The following is a 5039-nucleotide window of genomic DNA, read 5'->3' as shown; positions in this document are numbered from 1 at the left end:
TGATTATAGGACTGAGATGGCCCCGGCATGGGATTTTGAGACCGATTATTGCGTTGCTGGCGCCGGATCGGCAGGCAGCGTCGTTGCGAGCCGCCTATCCGAGGATGATAACTCGGTATTGCTGTTAGAGGCGGGGCCTCGCGACTGGAATCCTTTCATACACATTCCTGCAGGGGATTTCTATCTGCTGGAAGATCGCCGCTTCAACTGGATGTACAATACTGAGGCCAGCCCCGACATATTTAGCCGAAGTATCACCGCTCCCGCCGGTAGAGGGTTGGGGGGCAGCAGCTCTATCAACGGCATTCTGTTCACGAGAGGGCAAGCGGCTGAGTATGATTGGTGGGCGAATGACCTTGGATGCCGCGGTTGGGATTATGCAGGGTTACTTCCATACTTCAAAAAGGCGGAGAGCTTTGAAGGCGATGCGTCCCAGTATCGCGGCAGCTTCGGCCCCGTGAAAGTCGCTTCATTCCGCACGATTCATCCACTCGCACGGGATTTCGTCAAAGCCGCAACCCAGGCCGGCTATGACGAGGTTGGCGACATGAACGCCCCAGACAGAAGGGGAGCCAGTCTCTTCCAGCAGAATCGCAACGGCCGTTTCAGGGCGAGCACCGCGTCAGCCTATCTCCGCCCTGCTCTGAAGAGGGGGCGCAATCTTCGGATCGAGACCAACGCGGCCTGCACTCGGATTCTTTTTGCCGGAAAGAAGGTGGCAGGTCTGGAGTTCGTTCAGAATGGGCGCCTCTGGCGAGTTAAGATACGGCGCGAGCTGATCGTTTCCTGTGGCACTTTGCGCTCACCGCAATTGCTCCAGCTGAGCGGGATCGGAAACCCTGAGCATCTCAAGCGGATTGGTGTTCCTGTTGTTCAGGCCTTACCAGAGGTCGGCGAGAATTTCCGGGATCAATACCTTGTCAGGATGTCTCACCGCGCACGCGGGGTCCTCGCCATCAATGAAATGAACAATGCCCTGACCATAGCGAGAGAAACAATCAAGTATCTCGCCAGAAATAGCGGGCTTCTCACGCTAGGCGCGAGTATGGCCTCCCTGTTTTGCAGGAGTTCTCCAGAAGCCAAGTTCGATGATCTACAACTCATGTTCGCGCCGGTGAGTTTCTCAGCCTCCACTCCAGGAATTTTGGAGCGTGACGGAGGTATGACGATCGGTGTGTTCGTAACCTGTCCCGACAGCGCGGGGACGGTACTCGCTCGCAACGCAAATCCGCAAGAGCCGCCGGCCATTAGTCCGAACTATCTCAGTGCGCCAACCGACTGGCCAAGGCTGTTGGTCGGATTACGCACTGCGCGGCGGGTCTTTGAGATGGAGGCTCTCAAGCGATGGAGCATTGGAGAGACCGTACCTGGCCCTGACGTGGTCACAGATGAAGAGCTTCTGGACTTCGCGCGACGGGTCGGAACCACCGCCGCCCACTATACCGGAACCTGCCGAATGGGATCGGATGAGAGAAGCGTAACGGACACGTCCCTGCGCGTACGCGGCGTATCCGGGCTCAGGGTCGTCGACAATTCAGTCTTCCCGCGACCTTTGTCGGGCGGGATGAACGCAAGCGCGATCGCAGTCGCTGAAAGGGCGGCTGATCTCATACGCGGTCGCATCACCACGCTCTGAATTTTTGTGACGTTCGTTTCCTAACTGTATCCATCTAAACGCCGCTGCCCGATTGACAGCGGGCGAAACCACTATTAGAACAGTGTTCCACGCAGAACATCATTGATGTTTCGAAAGAGCCTCGTCCTGAGGCGTAATAAATAAAGGTTGGCAGTGATGGCGAATTGGGCAGGCGTTTTCCCGGCAGTGACCACGAAGCTGAATGAAAAAGGCGATCTCGATCTCGCTGCGACGCAAAGCAGCATTGAGCGGCTGATCAGAGGTGGCGTATCCGGCGTTATTGTTCTTCCCATGTTGGGAGAGAATGCGTCGCTGACGCCCGATGAAAAGGAAAAGGTCATCCGCGCTGCCAAGGAAGTTGTCAGCGGCCGTGTTCCACTCCTCTCTGGCCTTGCGGAAATTTCCTCCGACTCGGCCGTTGATACGGCACGAAAGTTTCAAAGCTTCGGTGCAGAAGGACTGATGGCCTTCCCGAGTATCGCGTACAAATCAGACGCCCGTGAAACCTCCGCGTGGTATCGCAACCTCGCAGCCGGGTGCGATCTCCCGATCATGATTTACAATAATCCGATCGCTTACGGAGTCGATGTGGCCCCGGAGATCCTGCGGACACTTGAGGACGTCGACCAGATCGTTTGTATTAAGGAGGAGTCTGGCGATATTCGCCGTGTTACGGACCTCTATAACGCGTTTGGTGACCGTTTCGCAGTCTTTTGCGGCGTGGACGATCTGATCCTCGAGAGTCTGGCCTTGGGTGTCACGGGGTGGGTTTCCGGCATGACGAATGCCTGGCCTGAGGAGTGCGTCCGCATCTTCGACCTGGGCCGCGCCGAGAAGTTTGCGGAGGCCCGCGAACTGTACCGCATCATGACCCCTGCCTTCCACTTGGATACCAGTGTAAAACTTGTGCAGTACATCAAGCTGGCCGAGCACCTTGTCTGCGGAGCGCCGGAATGGACACGCGCGCCGCGGTTGCCCTTGGTCGGAGATGAGCGCGAGCGGGTGGTGTCGATCATCGAGCAGACGATCGCCACGTTAAACGAGCGGTATTCCCGGGCAGCTTAACGGAGCCATAAAACCGTGACTTGGCTTGATGGAGAGCACAAACGCTCCTCTCGACCGGGACATACTGCCGAGGTTTTTGACCGATCCTGGCGTCGCGCCGGTATCAACCGTGCCGCAGACCGGTTCGAGTTCCAGCTCACGAACAGGCGGGAGCAACAATGCAAGACGACACGATGACAACGAATCTGCCCAGTTCGGTGCTCGTCCTGAACGCTAGCGACAATGTCGCGATCGCGCGACGTGCAATCGCGCGGGAGCAGACGGTGGATGGGGCGCTTGTTGCCAAGAGCGCTGTCCCTGCGGGACACAAAATCTCCATCAGGACGATCAGATCGGGTGAGCCCGTGTTGCGATACGGTCAGATCATCGGGTTTGCTACCAAAGACATTGAGCCTGGACTGCATGTCCACCTGCAGAACGTGGCTTTGGGCGAATTCGAAAAGGACTACGCTTTTGGCGCGGCAGCGCGCGACACCGACTACGTTGAAACGCCAGCTACTTTTTTGGGCATCCGCCGTCCTGACGGGCGCGCGGCAACTCGGAATTACGTCGGAATTCTGAGCAGTGTGAACTGTAGCAGCCACGTCGCCAATGTGGTGGCAGATGTGTTCAAGAAAAATCCCTTTACGGGGGCCGATCCACTTGCTGAATTTCCGAATGTGGACGGGGTCGTCGCGCTAACCCACAAGACTGGATGCGGCATGACCGGCGGCGAACCGTTGAACGTCCTCCGTCGTACGCTCGGGGGTTACGCGCGCCATGTCAATTTCAGCCACGTAATCGTTCTCGGACTGGGCTGCGAGGTCAACCAGATAGGTGGTTTGCTGGAAGAGCAGCGACTGGCTGGGCGCGTACGAAGCATGGACATCCAGGCCATGGGCGGCGCGCGAAAGACAGTCGAAGCCGCAGTCGCATTCGTGCGGGAGGTTCTCGGGGAATCCAATCAGGTTACCCGAGAGCCTATTCCTGCGAGCGAATTGATCGTGGGGCTGCAGTGCGGCGGGTCGGACGGGCTTTCGGGGGTGACGGCAAACCCCGCCTTGGGGGCAGCCAGCGACATTCTGGTCCGTAGTCGCGGGACGGTGATCCTGTCCGAGACGCCCGAGACCTACGGCGCCGAACATCTGCTGACGCGCCGCGCCGTATCGCGCGAAGTCGGCGAGAAGCTGATCGCTCTCATGGATTGGTGGGATGCATACTTTAAGCGGGAAGGTGCCGTTATGAACGACAATCGTTCCCCGGGGAACATGGCTGGTGGGATAAGCACCATTGTCGAGAAGTCGCTGGGAGCCATGGCCAAGGGCGGCACAACAAACCTGGTCGATGTCGTCAAATACGGCGAGGCAGTCAAGGGCCCTGGATTGGTGTTCATGGACACTCCCGGATACGACCCAGTGTCGGCGACTGGTCAGGTTGCCGGCGGCGCGAACCTCATCTGTTTCACGACGGGAAGAGGCAGTGTTTTTGGATGCAAGCCGGCACCGTCCATCAAACTGGCATCCAATACGGCGATGTACCAGCGCATGCAGGACGACATGGACATCAATTGCGGCGAGATCCTCAGCGGGGGCGAGAGTGTCGAACAATGCGGCAAGCGAATCTTCGATCTGATTTTGCGCGTGGCTTCAGGGGAACGAACCAAAAGCGAAGAGTTTGATTTTGGGGCGGCCGAATTCGCCCCGTGGGTTCTTGGCGCCACCGTCTAGCCCTCAAGAAAGCTATTGGCATGAAAGTCGTTTACTCAGAAGGCCATCGTAGCCACGACCCGCAAACATTCATTCATCGCGGAAGATTGGTTCAAAGCCCCGAGCGCCCCGAGCGTGCCGACATGCTGCTCTCGTCGGCGATCGATGCCGGGCACGAGGCGATCGAGGCGAACCCGGCCGACGCCTCGATTCTGACGCGCGTTCACACGGCGCGGTATCTCGACTTTCTGGAGAATGGCATAAATGAATGGCTTGCGTTGCCCCACGCCGGCCCGGAAATTGTGCCCAACACGCACCCCAACCGTTTTGCGTCACATTACGCCAGCCATATCGTTGCACGCTCCGGATTCCACCAAGCCGACACAGCGTGTCCCGTCGGGCGCGGAACGTGGGCGGCGGCGCGATCCAGTGTAGACGTCGCCCTTAACGTCGGTGATTTGATTGCGCGCGGCGAGCGCCATGCATATGGACTTTGCCGCCCGCCAGGCCATCACGCCTGCACCGATATGGCCTGGGGGTTTTGCTACCTCAATAACGTTGCGACCCTTGCTGAATCTCTACGGATGAAAGGAGCCGAGCGCGTCGCAATTCTGGATATCGATATCCACCATGGGAACGGCACCCAGCAGATC

The 5039-nt window shown here is 58.2% G+C and carries 3 protein-coding genes and 1 pseudogene; all 4 read left to right on the top strand.

Annotation, left to right across the window (positions count from 1 at the left end; translation table 11 throughout):
- Window positions 1-1636: GMC family oxidoreductase N-terminal domain-containing protein (locus EOA85_RS27265; protein ID WP_206523381.1), on the top strand; the 1636-nt coding region annotated here is incomplete at its 5' end.
- 156 nt (window positions 1637-1792) lie between these two features.
- Complete coding sequence (locus EOA85_RS27260) at window positions 1793-2701, top strand: dihydrodipicolinate synthase family protein (RefSeq protein ID WP_127211840.1); 909 nt, start codon at window positions 1793-1795, stop codon at window positions 2699-2701.
- A gap of 173 nt (window positions 2702-2874) precedes the next feature.
- Window positions 2875-4407 carry an altronate dehydratase family protein gene (locus EOA85_RS27255; protein WP_127211842.1) on the top strand — a complete coding sequence of 511 codons (1533 nt, stop codon included), beginning with the start codon at window positions 2875-2877 and terminating at the stop codon, window positions 4405-4407.
- A 20-nt stretch (window positions 4408-4427) separates the two neighbouring features.
- Window positions 4428-5039: pseudogene (locus tag EOA85_RS27250) on the top strand (histone deacetylase family protein); the annotation flags it as partial.

Source organism: Mesorhizobium sp. M5C.F.Ca.IN.020.29.1.1 (assembly GCF_003997375.1).
Taxonomy (GTDB): domain Bacteria; phylum Pseudomonadota; class Alphaproteobacteria; order Rhizobiales; family Rhizobiaceae; genus Mesorhizobium; species Mesorhizobium wenxiniae.
The sequence above is the reverse complement of the archived record's forward strand: the minus strand, read 5'-3'. Positions and strand labels throughout refer to the sequence as shown.